This is a genomic window from Paenibacillus anseongensis (assembly GCF_009757995.1).
GTDB lineage: Bacteria > Bacillota > Bacilli > Paenibacillales > NBRC-103111 > Paenibacillus_E > Paenibacillus_E chondroitinus.
On the sequence record NZ_WSEM01000023.1, the window covers coordinates 142,589 to 159,934 of the forward strand.

Below are 17,346 nucleotides of genomic sequence, written 5' to 3' on the forward strand. Positions count from 1 at the left end.
TGTTTCAAAACAATGGAATAGGGTTACAACCTAGTATAACGCATGACCCACTATACCCCAATTGAAGGAGAGATGACTCATGAGTGAAACTGTCGAAACAAACAGAAGCGGACTATTGTTAGGCCTGGTAATCGGTGGTGCGATAGGCGCTGTAGCCTCATTGTTATTAGCCCCGAAAAAGGGAGCAGAACTGCGAGACAACCTCACAACGACATATCGAAACTTATCCGATAAAACAAACCAATTCGCCGCAGCCCTAGGGCAAAAAACAAAGGAAATGGCCGCCAAAACCGGTGATAAAACGGAAGAGATGGCGGAAAAGCTGAGCGATAAAACGCAGGACTTAGCCGAAATGGCGAGCGATAAGGTGCAAGCGTTTGGTGAAAAGGCTAGTGAGAAAGCAAAGGACATTGGTGAGAAGGCTAGTGCCAAGGTTCAGGAGATTGCCGAGCCTTTGCAGTCGGCCAAACCAGAGTACTCAAATAATCGGCACTAGAAGAGTAAGCCATCATTTTTGAAAGGAGTAGTTTGATATGGATAAAAACATGCTGCATCGACAGCTAACCGATCTAGGTTTAGAACGTGTGGATTATACGGAGAAAGCCGTCTATCAATATAATATCTATAGTGAGGCTACAGCTGCCTCCTATCCGCTTACCTTGACGACGTTCACCTCCGAGCATGGGAATACGATCGTGCACTTCCATGAGGCAGGCTTTCCGGACAATCGATTCGTTCCATTGGAGGTTCGCCGGGCCGCGCTGGACAAGCTGATCGAATTAGAACGGCTGTGCAACGGCCCCTCCGGTAAAACCTTGGAGGAAGCCAACAACAGCTCCATGGCGCAAGATTTGGACGAGATCAAGAAACTCGGCAATGAAATGAAGCACATGAAAACCAACAGCGAGCTGATCGAGAAAAATTTGATCCCGGATCCGATTCAATAAAAAAAGGTTGGACAGGAGAAACTTCCTGTTCAACCTTTTTTGCGTTCACACATCATTCCGTCAATGGAGTGAGCTTCCCGTGTATGACTAATCTTCCCTCTTTGGAATCAAGTGTGTAGTCGCAGGTAGAGAGCGTAAGAATGGAGTCGCTTGCGGTTAACGCTTCATTAGTCTCATAGATAGAGCGGTTCTGAATCGCATGCAAGAATGATGCGTATTCATCGTCATCGCCAAAATCGGTTTGAATATAGTTAAATTCAGTCGTCGTATAGTACACTGCAAAAATGTCCACCCGATAGAATTGATGTAAGCTTTCATAAAAAAACGTCCGGTGAGATTGAAAAAATGCCGGGTCCAAATATTTTTTTAAATCCCCGAACATGGAACCATTCTTCATCCGGTGGCCATAAATAATGGTATGGCGTTCGTCCCCGCTCGCATGGTTCCGGAAATCCATAAATATACTTCCGGTTTCCATGGGTTCCCGCTCGTAGTTTCTGCTCAAATAGTAATCGTTATCCGATGCTTGCACGACAGGATAATCAATTTGAGTATCGCCTATTTGCAGCCAGCCAACCGTATCCGGGTTTTTCTCAAGCAAGCGATCGAATTTGGTAGGCTTCGGCTTCGAATCCTGTCCAGACGTCAGCGCAAGCTGAGCCAAGGGCCAGCTTCCAGACTTATACAGCTCCCGCGCCTCGTTCATCACTTTGTTATTCTCCGAGTTAGCTAACACATAGGTAGCTAGCTTGAACGCAGAACCAATAAAAACGACTAAACAGAGAAGCGTCACAAGATTAGACCACAGGCTTTTCTTGCTTAATTTCCTAAATCCCGACAGGCACCATGTATAAACCCGTATCTTGATCATGTTTTACGATGACGTCAACTCCATAAACTGATTTGATCATCGACTCCGTCATAATGTCATGCGGAGCGCCTTCCATAAACAATTGCCCGTTCTTCATGACAATGAGCCGATCGCTGTAGCGAATAGCCTGATTCATATCGTGAAGTACCATAACAATCGTCAATCCATGATCGACATTTAACTTCTTGATTAACTCCAAAATTTCGATCTGATAATACATATCCAGGAATGTCGTAGGTTCATCCAGAAATAAAATGGAAGTGCGCTGAGCAATCGCCATAGCGATCCAGACACGCTGCCTTTCCCCACCCGACAATTGTTGCAGGGTCTTGGTACGTTTGTCCTGCAGATTCGTGCAAGTCAGCGCCCACTCAATTGCCTCTTCGTCTTCCTTTCGCTCTTGAGCGAATAAGGTTCTATGAGGCAACCGTCCAAAGCTTGTTAACTTTTCAACTGTTAAATCGGAAGGAGCCTCATTGCTCTGGTGGACAACAGCCAGCTTTTTGGCCAAATCCTTTGTTCTATACATGTTTAGCTCTTTGCCATCGAGAACAACCTGACCGGTATGAGGCGTATAATTGTTCGACATCACACCAAGAAGCGTTGACTTGCCACAACCATTGGGGCCAATGATGGTCGTAATTTTACCCATAACGATCTCGCTCGTTACGGATTTCAATTGATCGTTCTTTTTATCATAGGAAAAAGAGATATTGTTAATTTCCACGAATCTGATCACTCTTTCTCAGCATGAAGATTAAAAACGGCCCGCCAATCACAGCCATGATAATGGAGGCGGGAATTTCCGAAGGTGCAAGCACCGTGCGCCCCAGCGTATCAGCAGATAAAATTAACAGCGCCCCGCCCAAAGCCGAGAAAGGAATCAAAATCTTATGATCCGAACCTACCAGCAGACGAGCGATGTGAGGAACCAGCAAGCCGACAAAAGCGATCATTCCGCCAATAGCGGTCGCTACCGCAGCGAGCATTACAGCCACTACAGAGATAATTAAACGTGCTCGAGTTACTCTTAACCCCAAGTTTTGGGCCGATTTATCCTGAAGCGACAGCATATTGCACCAAGAATATAATAAGAAGGCTACTACTAAACCGATTGTCCCGTAGATGAGCATCACTTGCACGTCATTCCATGTTTTCATCGTAAAAATCGAGGTGACGGCCTGATTGATGCTGGTAACCGCATAGCTTCCGCGATAATTAAACGATTGTCCCAATCCTGTAAAAGTAGCGTTGATGGCGAGACCTACCAAGATAATACGGATCGGACTCAGACCGGACTTCCAGGAGAAGGAATAGACCAGGAAACACGCCAGCGCTCCTCCAAAAAAGGCGAACATCGGCAGCCAGTAAAACAGCTGCGGAAACAGCGTAACGAACAGCAGCGAAACGACGCCCGCTCCGGAGGAGATGCCGATCACCCCGGCGTCAGCCAAAGGGTTTCTCATGACAGCTTGCAGCAGAACACCGGAAACGGCTAGTGTTGCTCCAACGAATAGAGCCACTATAATTCGCGGTAAACGCAAATCCTTAATAATCTCTACTTTCTTATTGGTCCCCGTGAAAAGGCCTTGAATAAATTCAAGACTGCCGACCTTAATGCTTCCTGTGGTTATGGATACTAAAGTTACGATGACGAGCAGGAGGATAACGAAAACCAAGCTCCATCCAATTCTATTCATGTATTCTCTTCCTTTATTCATTCCTAATTTGTTGAATACAGCATTTTCACAAGCTCATCAAGGGCTTCCGTAGCGGCAAGATTACCTGTTGTTCCGAACAAATCCTCCTGCAAATCATAAACCCGTTTATGCTGAACCGCCTCAAAATGCTTCCATATATCATTTTTCTGAAATTCCTTATCGAACATTTTGATAACTTCATCCGGCAGGCCATGAGCCGCTCGTAAAATAATGTCCGGATTCGCCTGCTGCAAATATTCGGTGTTCGACGCCAAATATTCAACTTTCTGCCCTTGCACCACATTGATGCCACCGGCCAGCTTAACAAGATCCCCAATGTAAGAGTTCTCCGTGGCTACCAGATAACTTCCCGGCACACCAAGCAAAATCAGCACGCTTGGCTGCTTCTTGCCGGCAATTTTCTGATTGATTTCCTTTTGCTTATCTTGATACTTTGCGACAATTGCCTGCGCCTGCTTCTGACGATTATATTTATCACCAAGCGCGATAATTTCCTTATTCATTTTCTCGAGACTTGTGAGATTAAGGAAAGTCGCATCGACAGCAGCATTTTTAAGTACCGGGGCCAAATCATATTCTAATGTCGTCACTGACAGTACGTCTGTCGGATCCAATGATTTCACGACCTCCATATTGGGACTCATCGGATTCCCGACTTTGGTTGCCCCATCATAACGCTTGGGAAGCTCCTTCGTGCTAGTAGGGACGCCGACCAAGTCCATCTCCAATGCATCCATAATTTGCGCAGCCGCAACCGTAGTCGCAATAACCCGCTTCTCGTTCTGCACATCCGCAGCCGGAGCCGCTGTCTGAGAAGCAGCAGCGTTGCTGTCCGAGGGCGTTCCCGATGAGCAGGCCGCTGTCATGACCAACATACCGGCAAGCAGTATGGCTCCCATTCGTTTATTCATGCCCGGTTCCACATCCTTCCCCTTAAAAATTACAGAGGACACCAGTAAACTGGTATCCCCTTTCTTACTTCATTCTCTTGATTACTTGGATTCTGCTTGTTTCAGCATCGCTAGAACCAAAGTAACGGCTTCCGCCCGGCTAGCGCTCAAGTTCGGAGCAAACGTATTGTTCTCACGGCCGCTAACCAATCCCAGACGGTAGGCTTCCGCTACAGCGGATTGTGCCCACTGCGGGATTTCATCAGCATCCGTAAAGGTTAACGCAGCATTTCCTGCTGTAGACAAACCTAATGCACGAACAATCATAACAACCAATTCAGAACGGTTAATGTTTTGTCCAGCGCGGAACGAACCATCTTCATAGCCATTAATGATTTGCAATCCGGCTATTGCTGACAAGCTTGGCTTCACCCAAGCAGGAATTTGCTCAAGGTCACTGAATGCGAGCGAACCGTCCGCTGCTTTCAACTTCAACGCGTTGCCCAGCATCACGGCAAATTCAGCACGTGTCACTTGACCGTTAGGACGGAATTGACCATCCTCATAACCGCTGACGATACCTAGATCAATCGCTTTCTCAATAGCGGCTTTAGCCCAGTGGCCTTGAATATCCGCCCACTTCTTCACTTCCGGCTGACTGCCATTCGTTTCATCGTCTTTCTTGACGTAAGGTTTGATGTTGTTTCCATCAAATACGAACTGCACATCGTAATCCCCTGTATAATGACCTGCCCAGTCCATTTTGACCTGAGCATAAATCTTAGTTTCCGGAGCAAAGTCCTTCACAGCAAATCGGATAACTCTACTATTGTCAGCATCATTCGTACTAACAATCTCTGCATCCGCAAGCGTTCCATCTTCCAGCTGAATTTTAAAGCCCGGCGCCTCTTTGCTCTTCGTTACGTTGAGATACACGTAGCTTTTACCATCAACAATCTTCAAAATAGCTGGATGCTTCACGAACTCATTTGTAATAGACTTCTGAGTACTTCCACGCAGTAAGATGTCGAAGTCAACCGAATAGTCGCCAGGCATATAGGCTACACTTAACGGTTTTACAACAACCGGTTTAACTTCGCCAGGTGATTGTACGCGTACAATACTGGATTTATCAAATGTAAGATCAACATCGTAAGAATGGTTATAGTTAAGTTCCGCCCAATTTACTTTTACCCAACCCATGGTTCTGACCGTTAAATCAGCGACAGGGAATCGGATAACACGCGTATTTTTAGCGTCATCTGTGCTTATAACATCGGTATCTCTTAAGCTTCCATCATACTGCACTTGGAAATCAGTCGTTTCTTTGCTTTGTTTCAGCGTGAACGACACGAACATCTTACCGCTGCTCACGGTTAACGTACCAGGTGTTACAACATAGTCCTGCATAACCGATTTTTCCGTAGTGCCATATTTCAAAATTTTATAGTCGATGCTGTATGTGCCGTCTGCAATCCCATGGATATTGGAAGGTACAGATGGCGTAGAAGGACCTGTACCTGTGCCGGGAGACGTCCCAGGATCAACAGGGTCTACTGGGTCCACTGGATCTACAGGATCAGTACCTGCGGACGTAGCATCGCTAAAGCTGATTTGATAACTTGGATTTACGATCTGACCGTTCTGTGTTGCGGATAAAAACAGGTTATAGGCCGATGTTAAATTCGGCAGTTCGTATTTTGCTTCTTGGGAAGTCGACAAAATGGTAATAAGGTCTGAACTTTTCATTGCCACTGCAGGCAAAATGTCCTCTGTAGTTTGATCCGGACGTACCAATTGCAGTTTCGTAATCGATGTTCCGTTTTTCAGTTTAAAGAACATCACATTTTTGCCGTTCTGTACAGTTAATCTGCTCGTGTTATCAAGATAGGAACTTACCGGAGCTTGAGCACCGCCGAGCGCGCTGCCGTTCAGACTTACATTGTAATTGCCTTCCGGAAGCGGCTGATCGAGAGGCAAGATTGGTGTCAGGCTGCTCGCATCAAAAGCAATTTGCAAAGGTTGCTCTTCGCGAACAACGCCTGTCACATCAACCACGACTCTTGCGTTCAGCTTCACTGATAAATCGTTAACTTCAAATTGAACCGTTCTTGTATCCTCGGATGGATTGGAGTTAAGTGTCGTTGTCTCCACCAGAGTTCCGTTTAGTTCCGTTTTGAAAGACGTGATCCAAGAGCTGTTCTTCAGCGTAAAGGAGATCGTCTTTTTCCCATTCTGAACTTTCAAACGTCCACTCGTTAAATCAGTGTAATTCTCCATCATTGACGTTTCATTCGATCCGTATTTATACAGATTAAATTTAATTTTGTAGGATTCGTCTTCAGGTTGACCAGGCTGTGTCGGCTTGGGATTGTTTGTAATCACCGAAGCATCAAAAGCTGTAACTGCCGTTTGCAGTTCAGTTAGGGCATCATCCACTTGCTTTTGCGTTGCATCTGTATTATTAGCAATAACCTGCGCTGTCGCGATTGCGGTTTGCAGAGCGCTTATCGCACTAGCCGGGAATTGGCCGTTATAAATACCTTCCTCCGCTGTGTCATGCTTATTTTGAGCGCCTGCAAGCGCTAGATTCAGCTTCGTTTTATTCGCTGGAACGATGGTAATGTAATAGGAAGTATCCGTTACTTCTAACTTGCTACCCTCGCCGTTCACAAGCCCGATATCCGTCAATGCCACTGGTGTATAAGTGGATTGGGTGACCGACTTGGCTTTGAATTCAAGCATCAGATACGTATTGTTGGCATCAAAGCTTTTTCCGCTTGCGCCTGTTAAAGTCAGCTTCAGCTGTCCGTCAGCTTGATCGGTATACCCTAAGGAGAAATTATCAATCAGCGACTTGGATTTCGTTTGATCAAGCTCAAGCAGGTTCGAATCGTACGTCAGCGTCATCACTTGACTATATACCTGTTGATAGACGCTTTGGCTCACGCCTGTAACTCTGAAATTCAGATCCAACACTTGCTTCGGCTCCACAGTTGGTGCGCCGATTAATTCAGCTTTCTGCGGCACCATCCCGTTAGGATCAAATTTAAATAAGAAATTATTGCCGGCATATTGCGGCGGCGCTATCGTGTTATGTACGTAAGCAAGGATATTGGTCGAGAGATCCCTCACTTCAAACTCAATGATCCTCGTGTTGGCTGCTGTATCCTGGCTTTTAACCACGGCATCAACCATCTGTCCACTCAGTTGTGTCTGAATAACATCTGTATCCGTGCTCTTCAGCACCGTCAAAATCACTTTTCTTTTCCCTTGCTGAACCGATAAGGTACCAGGGTTTACAAAATAGCTTTTCATGCTGGATTCTTTGCTTGGGTTTGTTGCGTTTAACGCTTGAAAAGGAATGCTGTATACGCCATCTGCGATAAACGGAACGATACTGCCAGTATCGAATTTAAACTGGAAGTCGTTTGTAGCGTATTGCGGCGGTGCTATCGTGTTATGTACTCTGGCAGCTACATTTTGAGTCAAATCGGCTATCTCAAACTCAACTTCTCTTGTGTTCGCTGCCTTATTCGTGCTAACAACGTTCATTTCCACGTACTGTCCATTCTGATCCTTCGTTTTCAGCGAGTCCGTATCCGTGCTCTTAACCACAGTGAAACGAATCGTCGTCTTCCCATTCTCGTCCACCGTCAATCTGGCCGGTTTCACGAAGTAAGCTTCCATCGAAGACGTTTTTGTCGGATCCGTTGCATTTAATGCCGAAAAATAAATGTGATAAACGCCAGCACTCACAGCACCTGGCTTTGGATTATTAGTTATCACGGAGGCATCAAAGGCCGTAACGGCTGTTTGCAGCTTGCCCAAAGCATCGTTTACTTGAGCCTGCGTAGCGTTCGCATTCTCAGTCACTGCCTTCGCCGCAGTAATCTCAGCCAGCAATGCGCTTATCGCATTAGCCGGATATTGGCCGTTATAGATGCCTTCTTTCGCTGCATCTTTTTTCGCTTGCGCTGTAACAATCAATTGATTCAGGTTTGTTTTATCAACGGGCGTTTGTTCGGGTGGCGTGATACCTTCTGTATCAAAACCGATTTGCAAAGGCTGGTCTTCATGGATATTAAACTCGGGTACATCCACTTTGACTCTGGCATCCAGTCGGAGCGACAAGTCCGCTACTGCAAATTGAACCGTTCTCGTGTTTTCTGCCTGATTAGACTCGAGTGTAGCAGCTTCAACCAGGCTGCCATTCAACGCAGTCATAAACGATGTAATCCATGAGCTGTGATTTAATGTGAAAGAAGCCTTCACTGCTCCGTCTTTCACCGTTAAACGTCCGCTATTGGAGTCGGCATAACTCTGCATCATCGACGGTTCATTCGTACCGTCTTTGTATAAAGTAAATTTGACAGGGTAATCTCCGTCTGGAAGATTTATATTACTGGCGGCCGCATGAGCTACAGAGTCTTGGCTTAGCGGGAAATGAAAGGTGCTTAACAGCACAAAAAACATAAGAAAGATCGTTCCGACTTTCCTTAATCGATTCTTCAAAATGAATACTCTCCTTCGTCCTAAAATCATGATTGATGAGTTAAGGCTTTACGAACTTGCGGATTAAAATAAATGATGAGATCACCAACAGGGCAACCAGCACAGTAACTGGAGTCGTGTCCCCGGTTTGCGGATTCACTACCGCAGACTTCTTATGCTCTGTATGAACAGCGGGTGCTGCTGCGGGAGCCGGGCTGTCACCTTTCGCTTTCGGCGTTACGTTTGCAGCCGTGTCGGACTTTGCTTCAGCGGTGCTCAGTGTTTTCATGCTCTTCGCGTCAAAAGCAAAGCGAATCGTATAATCATGATCGTAGTCGACGGATTTCACCGTCACATGGATTTTGGCCTTGAGCGGGCTCGATACATCCTTCACTTTAAACTGAACCATACGCGTATCATCGGCACTATCGCTTTTTACCACTTGGGTATCCGTGAATCCCCCGTCATTGTCCACTTTGAAAACCGTGACCCATGAACTGTGATTCAATGTCATTTGCATGGTCATTTCCCCATTTTTCACAAGGAAAATCGCTGGCTTTTCCCAGTAATCGTTAGCCATGGAAGCAGAGTCATTATCTCCTTGAAGAACCGTATATCCAATAGTGTACGTCCCGTCTGCAAGAGCAGCAGCCTTCGATACAGGCACGTTAATGAGCATTACGAAGATTAGCATCATCAACAGTGAAGTCGAGATGGATAAGCATTTTTTCATGTTCCTTTCCCTCCTTTCATCATCCATACAGATGCAGATAAAGATAATGATAATCATTATCAGTAAACAGCAAAAAAAAGAATAGACCTTCTATTCTATTGCTTCACACATACTCCATTTGCAAGCCGCATGCTAAAGACAGCAGAAGTCGCTCGCTCATAGAGAATGATAATCATTATTAATTGGTCTACGGTTTAATCTTAGCCTAGCCTAATGAAAATTGTCAATACATACTCCCCCGCTAGATTTATTATAAAAATTACGATTGACATTTGATAATGATTTTCATTATCATTTTAATGGTGCTGTCATATGGATCGGTCACATTATTTTTTCAAGATATCTGGAGGTCATCTTTTTATGAAAAAAATTCATTTTATTTTATTAAGCACACTGTTGGCTGGCATGTTAGCGGGTTGTTCCGCCTCTCCCCCGCAGACTTCGGATACCAACCAGCAAGCGAGTAACGGCTCCCTTTCCGTAACAGATTTTTCCGGCCGTAAAGTGACTTTCTCCAAGGTTCCGACGAAAATTGCCGCTCTTAGCAACGGTGAAATGGATATTGTATACGCGCTAGGCGGCGAATTAGTAGGCAGACCTACTTCCGCTGCTCCTCTTGCCAACAAAGAAGCAGCTAAAGCCGAACAGATCGGTACGCCTCATGGCATGGACATGGAGAAAGTGGCACTCGTCCAGCCGGATGTCGTTCTCGGCAATAACCCATTGAACCTGAAAGACGTGCCTGCCGTCGAGGCGCTCGGCTCCAAGGTGATTTTGACGGATGCCAACAGTGTCGCGGAGATAAAAAAACAAATCGGCCTTTTCGGCGAAGTGCTGGGCAAGAAAACGCGTGCCGACGAGCAAATTCAGGCCATTGATAAGAAAATTAGTGAGCTGCAAAAAAATCAGCCTGCATCAAAGGTACGCGCCCTGCTTGTTTACGGTGCTCCTGGCACCTATATGGCTGCTCTTAACAATTCACTGAGCGGTGATATTCTCTCGATTGCAGGTGGAGAGAACATTGCGTCAGACTATCCAAGCCTGGATAAATATCCGCAATATGCGCAGCTGAATACCGAAAAAATTATGAAATCGAACCCGCAGGTCATTTTCTTTATGGCGCATGGAGATACAGACAAAGTGAAGGAGGGTTTTCTGAAGGAGATGCAGATGAATGCGGCATGGAACAGTTTGGACGCCGTTAAAAATAATCGCATTGAAGTGCTGCCATCGGATCTGTTCGGCTCCAATCCGGGAACACGCGTCATGGAATCCCTTGCGTTGATGCAGAAGCTTCTCCTTTCTGTTAAATAACTATGAACATACAGCAGCGTAATACTAGAAGAAAACTAAGTTTTGTTGTCGCTCCCATCCTCGTTGCACTCGTCTCCATCTATGGGCTCACTTACGGCTCCGTCCATATCTCGCTTAGAGAAATCTGGGCCGTCTTCATGGCGGAGGGATCGCCTCTACATGAGAAAATCGTTATGAATCTCCGACTTCCAAGGGTGCTCATTGGATTGCTCGTCGGTGCATGCTTGGCTGCGTCCGGTGCCTTGCTCCAAGGCGCTATGAAAAATCCGTTATCCGACCCAGGGGTCATTGGCGTCTCGGCAGGCGGAGGTCTTGCTGCTGTTGTCACGATGATTATTTTTCCGCAATACAGCTATTTGCTGCCAATTGCCGCTTTTCTCGGAGCCTTCGTCACCTCCATTTTCATTTATTTGCTGGCATGGGATAAAGGTTCCTCGCCACTGAAAATTATTTTGGCCGGAGTCGCCATCAATGCTCTGCTAGGGGCTGCTACAAGCGGAGTCATGGTCGTATTCAGCGACCGTGTTCAGGCTATTTTGCCTTGGTTGGCGGGTGGACTGAGCGGGAGAAGCTGGCATCACTTAGCATTCATGGCCCCTTATGCGCTCATTGGTCTCGGTTTGTCCGCCTTGATGATCAAACCCTCCAATCTACTGCAGTTGGGTGATCATACTGCGCAGCTATTAGGCCAGAAAGTCGAACTTCAGCGGCTCCTTATCATCCTGTTGTCTTCGTTATTAGCGGGTGCTGCTGTCAGCGTAGCAGGCTTAGTGGGCTTCGTCGGTTTGATTGTTCCTCATGCCATTCGCCTGCTGATTGGGGATGATTATCGGTTTTTACTCCCGTTATCCATTCTGGGCGGAGCGACCCTCGTCGTTCTTGCTGATACGGTGGCGCGATCGTGGTTTGATCCGATTGAGCTTCCTGTCGGCATTTTGCTTGCGGGGCTGGGTGCGCCATTCTTTTTATACTTGTTGAAGAAGCGGAGGATTATGTGATGTCTGCCATTGAAACGAGACAGGTGCACCTCCATGTTGGCGGTTTTCAACTTCAGCATGTGACGCTTTCCATTCCTTCCGAAAAAATCACAGCCATCGTAGGGCCTAACGGCTCCGGCAAATCAACTTTACTGCAAGCCATGACCCGTCTATTGACGCCTGATCAGGGAGAAGTTTTTGTACAGAATAAGCCCCTGCAGCGTTATAAAACGATTGAACTTGCGCAAACCATCGCGCTCATGACGCAATCCAAACATACGATACCGAATCTAACCGTAGGTGAACTCGTCGCGTATGGCCGCTCGCCATACAAACGATTATTTGACCATATGAATCCGGAAGATCGAGATATTGTTCAATGGGCCATGGAGGTCACGCATACGCTGAGGCATGAAAACCGCATGTTCCACACCCTGTCGGGAGGCGAACAGCAAAAGGCGCGGATTGCAATGGCACTCGCTCAAAAAACGACGATTATTTTACTCGATGAACCGACTACCTTCCTTGATATCGCCCATCAGCTAGATGTGATGGAAATGCTCGTGAAGATCAACGAAGCTTATCGGATAACGATTGTCATGGTTCTTCATGATCTTCAGCAAGCTGCGAATTACTGCCATTACCTCGTCGCAATGAAAAGAGGCGAAATCCAGCAAACAGGCAATCCCAAGGAAGTCATAACGGCCGAATTTCTTAAAGATATTTACCAGATCGAAGCCAAGGTTAGGTTCGAAGATAACTACGTCAACATTATGCCTATTCGTAAATTGTAAAAAAAGGTTGAGCAGCACACAAAGTGCTGCTCAACCTTTTTTATTTCGGCTGCACCATATCTTCCGGCCGCACGTAAGTATCAAACTGCTCCGCCGTCAAGTAGCCGCTGCGTACAGCTGACTCTTTCAACGTCAGCCCTTCCTTGTGGGCTTGCTTCGCAATGCTGGCCGCTTTCTCATACCCGATATACGGGTTGAGCGCCGTAACCAGCATGAGCGATTGCTCGAGATTGCGCTGAATCACCTGGCGATTCGGCTCCATTCCCACGAGGCAGTTATCGTTGAACGAGCGCATGCTATCAGCCAGCAGTCGGACAGACTGCAGGAAGTTGTGGATGATAACGGGCTTAAACACGTTCAGCTCGAAGTTGCCCTGGCTGGAGGCGAAGCCGATGGCCGCATCGTTGCCCATGACCTGGCACACGACCATCGTCATCGCTTCGCTCTGGGTCGGGTTCACCTTGCCCGGCATAATCGAAGAGCCGGGCTCGTTCTCCGGGATCGTGATTTCGCCGATCCCGCAACGGGGACCGCTCGATAGCCACCGCACGTCGTTGGCTATCTTCATCAAGTTCGCCGCGAGCGCCTTCAGCGCGCCGTGAGCGTACACGATCTGATCATGGCTGGTCAGCGCATGAAACTTGTTTGCCGCCGAGACGAAGCTCGTGCCAGTCTCGCTGGAGAGCTGCTCGGCAACGCGCGCGCCGAATTCCGGATGCGCGTTCAGCCCGGTGCCCACCGCGGTACCGCCAATGGCCAGCTCGCGCATCGTATCCACGCTGCTGCGCACCATGCGCGCGCTCTGCTCCAGCATCGCCCACCAGCCGCTGATCTCCTGCCCCAGCGTCAGCGGGGTGGCGTCCTGCAGGTGGGTGCGGCCGATTTTGACGATGGAGGCATAGGCCTCCATCTTGCTGTGCAGCGTAGCCTGCAATAGCTCTAGCGCAGGCAGCAGCTCTTGCTCCACCGCGAGAACGCCGGCCACGTGCATCGCGGTAGGGAAGGTATCGTTCGAGCTCTGCGAACGATTCACGTCGTCATTGGGATGGATGCGTGCTCCATCCCCGAGCAATTCGCTGCCGCGATGCGCAATCACCTCGTTGACGTTCATATTCGACTGCGTCCCGCTGCCGGTCTGCCAGACCACGAGCGGGAACTCGCCGCTCCAGCGGCCCTGCACGATTTCGTCCGCCGCCTGCGCGATGGCGTCTGCTTTCCCCGGCGTTAACCCGCCAAGCTCACGGTTGACAATAGCGGCCGCTTTTTTCAATAAAGCAAAAGCAGCAATTAACCGCTCCGGCATCCGCTCGGTCCCAATCTTGAAATTCTCAAAGCTGCGCTGCGTCTGAGCGCCCCACAACTTATCCACAGGTACTCTGATTTCCCCCATGGTATCTCGTTCAATCCGGAATTGCTGCTCCAAACCAATCATCCTCCTATGTAGGCGCTGACCGCCAATACCTTCTGTTAACCAGCCAATGGCTAGGGTCAAACACATAAAGCATAGTTTGCCCAAATGATGGAACGCTATGAGCCATAAACTGGTTTTCTCCCTTGCAAACAAGCTATAATCAAGGATAACTAACAAAACATGTGCCCTGTACAGGGTATCCAAAGGAGCTCTCGCGCATGGAATCCAGACTTGCTATCATCGTCCGTTCAACGGAAATCGATGTGAACGGCCACGTCAATAACGCCAAATATTTGGAGTATCTGGAGTGGGGCCGTGAGGAATGGTACGAACTTTCCCAACTGTCCTACGAGACCTTCGGCTCGATGGGCATCCAAACCGTAACGGTGAACATCAACATTAATTACAAAAAAGAATGCAAGCAAGGCGAACACCTCACCATTACCTGCCGCCCGGATAAAATGGGACGCTCCAGCTACGTGCTGAAGCAAGAAATTTATAACGAGCGCGGAGAACTATGCGCAGATGCTCTGGTAACCAGTGTGACGATGGACAGCACGACACGCAAAAGCGTGGAAGCGCCCGAAGCGCTGCGGAAACATTTTAGCTGAAAAAGAGAAAATTAATGGTTCCCTGTGGATAACTTTTCCCCGAGCGTTGTCTGCATGCCGTCCATACTGACCATATTTTTCTCCTGCCAATACGCCAACAGACCTTCTTCCCCTTTATTTACAGCCCATTTCTGCAGCGTATTCCGCTCACCCTCATAATTGTAAAAGGGCACGCTGAAACCGCAGGAGGTCTTGACCTCATGGACTTTGACCACGATGATTTGCCGGGCTCCAGGCAGCATAGTGAACATGGGGGCTAACGCCTCCCATTCCGGGGTTTCCGGCAGAATGACGCGCCCCTGCCCGTATAAGCGCAGAATCATTGGCGGTCCCTCGAATGCCGTAAACATAAGCGTTATCCTTCCATTCTCTTCGAGATGCGCGCTCGTTTCGTTCCCGCTCCCCGTTAAATCCAAATAGGCCACTTCATTCGCATTGATAATGCGCAGAACGTCATGGCCTTTCGGTGATAAATTCACATGCCCATCCCCTGACAGTGGGGCCGATCCTACGAAAAAGATGTGCTGCTTGGCAATAAACGCCTCATGTTCCGGCAGCATGGCCTCAAATGATTTCCCCATTGCGCTCTCCACCTTTCCATTTTCTTCTATTATGCTCCTCCTTACTCTATTTGTGAAATATATTTCTTTAGCATACTTTATAGTTATTGCCTATGGTTAATCGCCAGTTAGCATGGTTCCGTTCGACTTTCTTGTTTCACAAAAATCGACAGAACCGCCCGAAAGTATCATTGCTCCACACAATATGGTCTTTACGAGACCAAAACGCCATTCGATCCCTCTCAACGCGCGCAGTAACGCGTGCTTTGCTTTCGATTCATTACAAGTGCCAGCGCATACGCATTGCCGACAACGTTCTAAGTCAAGGTCTGCACATTTATTTTTGACTCCGGCAGATCATCAGACTATGCATAGACGCAATTTTGCCAAGTGAACCACGAAGTCACTGGATCAACTAAAAACACTCATTATTTATTCTATAATATGGTTATATTACCATTTAAAGTTTCCCATACAGATCATTCATCGTTATAATAAGTTCTGAATATTATAACATGGAGAGGGGGTTACATCTTATAAGGTATAAATTTTTTGACAATTTACATCTTATAAGATATAATCAATTATGAGTACCAATTATATAATTTTTGCTAAGGATTCCTCTGGATCCGTACCTGTAGAAGATGGAATTATTCAAATCGCAAGCTTGGGGATATCAGGAGAAAAAAAATATCAGGAATTATCAAAGTATATTGCACAAGCACTTGATTATCTAAAAAATATTGAAATACCGAAATTAGACAAAGAGTATTTATTGCGTTGGGACACTCATGATATTAATGATGAGAGTCGTCCATTGTCATTCAAAATCGTATTGAAAGCAACTTCTGTTACTCATGTTTACGAATTTCGAATTAATTGGGAAGAATTATACTACCGCGCACTTTTTTTTGTTTATGATCAAACCGCCAAGAGACAATTTAAAATATTTACTAAATCTTTGCTTAAAGCAGAAAAAAATCCTCCAGAACTACAAAAAGCAATTAATGAGACCCAACAAATAGCGATAGACTTTTTTCAGAACCCATCTCATTTTTTAAAGGAGTGGTCAGAATGAGTGAAATCTATGATAAAAAGTTCAATAAAATTATGGATCTGCTAAAAAATGTTCCTGGCGTCAATGAACATTTAGAGAGTCTACAAGTACAAATGGGTAAGCAAATTTTAAAACGTAGATTAGAATTAGGTTATACTCAAGAACAAATTGTTGAAGAATGCCGTCAAAAAGGAACTCTTCTAACACAAGCTACTTTATCTAAAATTGAATCTGGAGTTAAAAATATCGAATCAAGTACGTATCAAGCTGTTCTCGATGCATTAGGTGGACTTCAAAAATTAGACATGATATTCGGTGAACTCCCAAATGAAAAAAAAACCACTAGTGTCCACTAATTAAAAAAATCCATAATAAAACAATTTATAATACAAAAACCGATTTTTGCCTATAAAAAGGCTTTAAACGGTTTTTTTTATGTAAAATTTCATATCGATCATATAACCTAAACAGTTCTCAATAAAGACAGATAAGTGCCGCTGAGTCGCCTCGAGGATACGTTCACACCTATAAAATATCCACAACAAATAAATCTAAGTAGTAACATAATAGGAAAAATCAAAAAGGTACATAAAAAAGAGACCTTAGATAAATACATATAAAAAGATGGAAATTATTTGTATAATTCAGAAACCCTGGAGGCATACTTAGTTGGTTGAAAAATGAGGAGGTGAGTGTTCATGTCAACGAACAATCAAAACGATGTGGTAAGCCACGCCATCAACGCAGCTCAAGCCAATGCGGAAGACAGCCAAGCGCAGCAGCAGGTGGAAGAGCTAAGCTCCATGCTGCAAAGCTCAACAGCCGATGCCAATGTGGATACGTCCTCTGAAGAGTAGTGTTTGCCCTTAGGGACAAACACAAAAAGAGCTTTCCCGACAGGTCAATCTGGACCTGGGGAGAGCTCTTTTTATATCCAACAGGACTGGTTTCTCTACCTCGTCCCCA

The 17,346-nt window shown here is 46.3% G+C and carries 17 protein-coding genes; 9 read left to right on the forward strand and 8 right to left on the reverse strand.

Annotated elements, in window-relative coordinates:
- Nucleotides 1–79: 79 nt before the first annotated feature.
- Both GON05_RS27010 and GON05_RS27015 read left to right on the forward strand, forming a co-directional pair.
- The gene (locus GON05_RS27010) at nt 80–496 is read left to right on the forward strand and encodes a YtxH domain-containing protein (RefSeq protein WP_157323558.1); all 417 of its coding nucleotides are present in this window, start codon (nt 80–82) and stop codon (nt 494–496) included.
- Nucleotides 497–533: 37 nt separating this feature from the next.
- Nucleotides 534–947 carry a hypothetical protein gene (locus tag GON05_RS27015; protein WP_157323560.1) on the forward strand — a complete coding sequence of 138 codons (414 nt, stop codon included), beginning with the start codon at nt 534–536 and terminating at the stop codon, nt 945–947.
- 52 nt (nt 948–999) lie between these two features.
- On the opposite strand, the gene srtB is transcribed toward GON05_RS27015, so the two are convergent.
- The 6 genes from srtB to isdC all read right to left on the reverse strand — a co-directional run bounded on the left by srtB (nt 1,000) and on the right by isdC (nt 9,656).
- Nucleotides 1,000–1,740: a class B sortase gene (gene srtB / locus GON05_RS27020; protein ID WP_338114197.1), complete on the reverse strand. Its 741-nt coding sequence runs from the start codon at nt 1,738–1,740 to the stop codon at nt 1,000–1,002.
- Between the two features lie 34 nt (nt 1,741–1,774).
- The gene (locus GON05_RS27025; protein ID WP_181646600.1) at nt 1,775–2,545 is read right to left on the reverse strand and encodes an ABC transporter ATP-binding protein; all 771 of its coding nucleotides are present in this window, start codon (nt 2,543–2,545) and stop codon (nt 1,775–1,777) included.
- Nucleotides 2,535–3,518 (reverse strand): FecCD family ABC transporter permease, encoded by a 984-nt coding sequence (locus tag GON05_RS27030; protein ID WP_157323564.1) that lies wholly within the window; start codon nt 3,516–3,518, stop codon nt 2,535–2,537. The genes GON05_RS27025 and GON05_RS27030 overlap by 11 nt, the downstream gene beginning before the upstream one ends.
- Before the next feature lie 23 nt (nt 3,519–3,541).
- Nucleotides 3,542–4,450 (reverse strand): heme ABC transporter substrate-binding protein IsdE, encoded by a 909-nt coding sequence (gene isdE / locus GON05_RS27035; protein ID WP_157323566.1) that lies wholly within the window; start codon nt 4,448–4,450, stop codon nt 3,542–3,544.
- A gap of 81 nt (nt 4,451–4,531) precedes the next feature.
- The gene (locus GON05_RS27040) at nt 4,532–8,944 is read right to left on the reverse strand and encodes an NEAT domain-containing protein (RefSeq protein ID WP_181646601.1); all 4,413 of its coding nucleotides are present in this window, start codon (nt 8,942–8,944) and stop codon (nt 4,532–4,534) included.
- 40 nt (nt 8,945–8,984) lie between these two features.
- Nucleotides 8,985–9,656 carry a heme uptake protein IsdC gene (gene isdC, locus GON05_RS27045; protein WP_157323570.1) on the reverse strand — a complete coding sequence of 224 codons (672 nt, stop codon included), beginning with the start codon at nt 9,654–9,656 and terminating at the stop codon, nt 8,985–8,987.
- Nucleotides 9,657–10,016: 360 nt separating this feature from the next.
- Between isdC and GON05_RS27050 the strand changes: the two genes are divergently transcribed.
- The 3 genes from GON05_RS27050 to GON05_RS27060 are packed head-to-tail and all read left to right on the forward strand — an operon-like array spanning nt 10,017 to nt 12,741.
- The gene (locus tag GON05_RS27050) at nt 10,017–10,970 is read left to right on the forward strand and encodes an ABC transporter substrate-binding protein (RefSeq protein WP_157323572.1); all 954 of its coding nucleotides are present in this window, start codon (nt 10,017–10,019) and stop codon (nt 10,968–10,970) included.
- Nucleotides 10,971–10,972: 2 nt separating this feature from the next.
- Nucleotides 10,973–11,968, forward strand: coding sequence for a FecCD family ABC transporter permease (locus GON05_RS27055; RefSeq protein WP_157323574.1), 996 nt, complete (start codon nt 10,973–10,975; stop codon nt 11,966–11,968).
- Nucleotides 11,968–12,741, forward strand: a complete 774-nt coding sequence (locus GON05_RS27060; protein WP_157323576.1) for an ABC transporter ATP-binding protein — start codon at nt 11,968–11,970, stop codon at nt 12,739–12,741. The genes GON05_RS27055 and GON05_RS27060 overlap by 1 nt, the downstream gene beginning before the upstream one ends.
- Nucleotides 12,742–12,781: 40 nt before the next feature.
- Here the strand turns inward: GON05_RS27060 and fumC are convergent, their stop codons facing one another.
- Nucleotides 12,782–14,164, reverse strand: coding sequence for a class II fumarate hydratase (gene fumC, locus GON05_RS27065; RefSeq protein ID WP_258567631.1), 1,383 nt, complete (start codon nt 14,162–14,164; stop codon nt 12,782–12,784).
- A 206-nt stretch (nt 14,165–14,370) separates the two neighbouring features.
- Between fumC and GON05_RS27070 the strand changes: the two genes are divergently transcribed.
- Nucleotides 14,371–14,763 (forward strand): acyl-CoA thioesterase, encoded by a 393-nt coding sequence (locus GON05_RS27070; RefSeq protein WP_127458178.1) that lies wholly within the window; start codon nt 14,371–14,373, stop codon nt 14,761–14,763.
- 11 nt (nt 14,764–14,774) lie between these two features.
- On the opposite strand, the gene GON05_RS27075 is transcribed toward GON05_RS27070, so the two are convergent.
- On the reverse strand, nt 14,775–15,344 hold the full coding sequence (locus GON05_RS27075) for a pyridoxamine 5'-phosphate oxidase family protein (RefSeq protein ID WP_157323579.1): 570 nt from the start codon (nt 15,342–15,344) through the stop codon (nt 14,775–14,777).
- Nucleotides 15,345–15,909: 565 nt separating this feature from the next.
- Between GON05_RS27075 and GON05_RS27080 the strand changes: the two genes are divergently transcribed.
- The 3 genes from GON05_RS27080 to GON05_RS27090 all read left to right on the forward strand — a co-directional run bounded on the left by GON05_RS27080 (nt 15,910) and on the right by GON05_RS27090 (nt 17,237).
- The gene (locus tag GON05_RS27080; protein ID WP_157323581.1) at nt 15,910–16,401 is read left to right on the forward strand and encodes a hypothetical protein; all 492 of its coding nucleotides are present in this window, start codon (nt 15,910–15,912) and stop codon (nt 16,399–16,401) included.
- Entirely contained in the window at nt 16,398–16,736 is a 339-nt protein-coding gene (locus GON05_RS27085) for a helix-turn-helix domain-containing protein (protein ID WP_157323583.1), read from the forward strand. Before GON05_RS27080 ends, GON05_RS27085 begins: the two co-directional genes overlap by 4 nt.
- 342 nt (nt 16,737–17,078) lie before the next feature.
- Nucleotides 17,079–17,237: a hypothetical protein gene (locus tag GON05_RS27090; protein ID WP_157323585.1), complete on the forward strand. Its 159-nt coding sequence runs from the start codon at nt 17,079–17,081 to the stop codon at nt 17,235–17,237.
- Nucleotides 17,238–17,346: the final 109 nt, after the last annotated feature.

Bases quoted from the DNA above. Each gene is read 5' to 3' on its own strand.
- GON05_RS27010 (WP_157323558.1), top strand. From the start codon at position 80: ATGAGTGAAACTGTCGAAACAAACAGAAGCGGACTATTGTTAGGCCTG.
- GON05_RS27015 (WP_157323560.1), top strand. From the start codon at position 534: ATGGATAAAAACATGCTGCATCGACAGCTAACCGATCTAGGTTTAGAA.
- GON05_RS27030 (WP_157323564.1), bottom strand. From the start codon at position 3,518: ATGAATAGAATTGGATGGAGCTTGGTTTTCGTTATCCTCCTGCTCGTC.
- isdE (WP_157323566.1), bottom strand. From the start codon at position 4,450: ATGAATAAACGAATGGGAGCCATACTGCTTGCCGGTATGTTGGTCATG.
- isdC (WP_157323570.1), bottom strand. From the start codon at position 9,656: ATGAAAAAATGCTTATCCATCTCGACTTCACTGTTGATGATGCTAATC.
- GON05_RS27050 (WP_157323572.1), top strand. From the start codon at position 10,017: ATGAAAAAAATTCATTTTATTTTATTAAGCACACTGTTGGCTGGCATG.
- GON05_RS27055 (WP_157323574.1), top strand. From the start codon at position 10,973: ATGAACATACAGCAGCGTAATACTAGAAGAAAACTAAGTTTTGTTGTC.
- GON05_RS27060 (WP_157323576.1), top strand. From the start codon at position 11,968: ATGTCTGCCATTGAAACGAGACAGGTGCACCTCCATGTTGGCGGTTTT.
- GON05_RS27070 (WP_127458178.1), top strand. From the start codon at position 14,371: ATGGAATCCAGACTTGCTATCATCGTCCGTTCAACGGAAATCGATGTG.
- GON05_RS27075 (WP_157323579.1), bottom strand. From the start codon at position 15,344: ATGGGGAAATCATTTGAGGCCATGCTGCCGGAACATGAGGCGTTTATT.
- GON05_RS27080 (WP_157323581.1), top strand. From the start codon at position 15,910: ATGAGTACCAATTATATAATTTTTGCTAAGGATTCCTCTGGATCCGTA.
- GON05_RS27085 (WP_157323583.1), top strand. From the start codon at position 16,398: ATGAGTGAAATCTATGATAAAAAGTTCAATAAAATTATGGATCTGCTA.
- GON05_RS27090 (WP_157323585.1), top strand. From the start codon at position 17,079: ATGTCAACGAACAATCAAAACGATGTGGTAAGCCACGCCATCAACGCA.